Source organism: Streptomyces sp. NPDC002690, assembly GCF_053592415.1.
This window is the reverse complement of the sequence record NZ_JBSFVR010000613.1, coordinates 1-2,650: the sequence shown is the minus strand read 5'-3', so window position 1 is coordinate 2,650 and position 2,650 is coordinate 1. Positions and strand designations below refer to the sequence as shown.

General features: G+C 68.6%; 2 protein-coding genes. Both read right to left on the bottom strand.

The annotated features are described in order from the left end of the window. The coding region (locus ACWD3D_RS35880) for a condensation domain-containing protein (protein WP_451464852.1) at positions 1-1,514 on the bottom strand (1,514 nt) is incomplete at its 3' end. A gap of 436 nt (positions 1,515-1,950) precedes the next feature. Next, positions 1,951-2,169, bottom strand: a complete 219-nt coding sequence (locus ACWD3D_RS35875; RefSeq protein ID WP_451464851.1) for an MbtH family protein — start codon at positions 2,167-2,169, stop codon at positions 1,951-1,953. Positions 2,170-2,650 lie beyond the last annotated feature (481 nt).

The window sequence follows — 2,650 nt, the reverse complement described above, 5'->3', positions numbered from 1 at the left end:
GCCTCGGGCAGGCTCACGGCCGGCTCCGGCGCCGGCAGATCGGCTCCGCGGCCGTGCGCGAGGAGTTCGCGGGCGATCGCCTCGTCGGTCAACGGCAGCTCGTGCAGCGGGGTTTCGGAGTCCGCGGCGGCAAGGGCCTTCAGGAAGGCGATGACGGCGCGCTGGCTCAGCCGCACGTCCTCGGGGCGGTAGAGCTCCGGGTTGGCGTCGAATCCGACCAACGGCCCGGTCCCCTCGGAGCGTTCGGAGACGAAGAGGGAGACGTCGTCGACCGGGCCGATGGACAGTACGCGGGAGGTGGCGGGGCTGCCGGCGAATTCGAGGTCGTACTCGTAGCCCATGATGTTGACGACGACGTCCGTCAGACGTGCCGCGTCGTCGGCCATCCTGAGTTCGCGGGCGAGTTGTTCACGGGAGAACCGCCGGTGGCGCAGAGCCCCGCGCATCTCCAGGGCGACGGCCCGCACCAGTTCGCCGACCGTCATGCCGGTGGTGACGCTCAGCCGCAACGGCAGGATGTTGGCGGTCATACCGACGATGTGCCGCAGTCCGCCGTGCCGGCCGTTGGAGGCGAGACCCACGACGACGTCCCGGGTGCCGGTGGCCCGGCCCACGTAGGCGGCGACCGCGCTCACCAGGACGGCGGTCCAGCTCGTGCGGTTGGCGGCGGCGAGCCGGCGCAACTCGTCCAGGACGGTGACGGGCAGGGTCTCGCCGGTGTGCAGGTGCACGCCGTCCGCACCGCCCTCTCCGGCGGGAGCGGCCGGGGCCGGGGTGTCGGTCCGGCGGCGGATGAGCGGCGTACCACCCCCGGCGCCGGTCTCCCCGGCGGAGCCGTCAGAACCCGTTGCGCCCGGGGCGCGGTCGGCGAACTTGGCGGTCCAGTAGGTCCGGTCGACCTCGTACCGGTCGGATTCCAGGTAGGCGGCCTCGTCCGCGACGAGCTCGGCGAGCCGGGCGGGCGGCAGCTCCGCCTCGGTGATGTCCTCGCCCCGCTGGACGCGTGCGTAGAGGTCGGCCACGGTGCGGGCGAAGACCGCGCCTCCGAGGCCGTCCACGACGATGTGGTGGAAACGGATGTACCAGTAGTGCCATCGGGGGCCGAGCCGCAGCAGCACCAGACTGTGACGCGGAATGTCGATGCGGTCGACGGTGGCCATGTCGTCGGCGAGGTAGCGCTCGGCGGCGGCCGCGGGATCGCCGGTGCCGGAGAGGTCCACCAGGCGGAGCCGGTCGGTGTGGGACCGGGGAGGCGGCATCACCCGTTGCCGCACGGCTCCGTCCCGGAGGACGAACTCGACGTTGAGGCTGTCGCACAGGGCGACCGCGCGGGCGACGGCGGCGGCGAACACGTCCGCGTCGAGATCACCGCGGATCTCGAAGCATTCGGCGATGTTGAACTTCGGGCTCTCCGGTTCGACCAGCTGGCCGTACCACACGCCCTGTTGAGCAACGGTCAGGTCGAAGAACTCTTCGGAAATCGAACGAGACGGGATCGATTCGTTTTCAGTCATGCCGGTCGACACCTTTGGGGAGAGATTTCGGGGACGACGGAGAGGGCGGCGGGAAAACCCGCCGCACCGGTGCGCGCATCATCGACAGAGGTCCCGCGGAAGCGGAGAGAGGAACTGCCGCACCCCAGGGCGAAGCCACCGGCCCCTCACACGGGTCTCACACCGGGCGCATTCACCCGGCGCGAAGTCCGCCCCCTCCTCCGAAGGGGACACGAGAGAAATATCCGGTGTTCTCCGTGCGGCTCGGAAATTCCGCGCGGCGGCGCAGGAGCACCTTTCGCCGACCACGGATCAAAGGCCGGTCGCACCCTGATCGATTCCGCTCCGAGCAGACCCGACAGGTCATCAAGAAGAAGCAGAATCGATCAGATTGCGTACCGGATCACACACCGAAGCGCCATCCACCCCGAGGGGCGGAGCGCTCCCGGCGATCGGCCTACTCGGCCGCCGCCTCCATGGCCCGCACCAGGCCGGCAGGCCGCATGTCGGTCCAGGCGGCCTCGATCACGTCCAGACACTCCTGACGCGACCCCTCCGGGCCGACGGCACGCCAGCCGCCCGGGATCTCGATGTGCGCGGGCCAAAGCGAGTACTGACCCTCGTCGTTGACCAGCGCCACGAACCGTCCCGACTCGTCATCGAAAGGATTGGTCACGGCCGTCCCCCACCTGTTCTCGCTCTTTCTGCGACATGTTCATCAGTCATTCCCGAGCACATCACGCCGGATCGTTTCCCGTCGCGACTCCGCCGGCCCCCGACCCTTTTCCCTGACGCGCCGGCCACATGGAGAGCGACGAGATATCGCACACTCTTTCGATTGACCTTGGCGAGCGGATCGGGGTCATCCCGACTTCACCCGTTCATGCCAATCACATTAGAGGATGCACGGCCACCCATGTCTCCATTCGTCCCTTTGCCCGTACGTCCACAATCCGGCGAGGCGGCACATCTCGCCCTGGACATATGCCAAGTGATCACCTGTGAACCTGTTCAGTCGCCCCGTGTCCCGCTTGCGCGGATATCGCAGAATTTGATCCCTGTGGCTGTGGCTCGTCTGGCCAAGGCGCGACGGGCGCGTCTCGCTGATGTTGTCAAGCTGCTGCCATTGGACCTCGAACTCGCGCGGCTGGACGTCG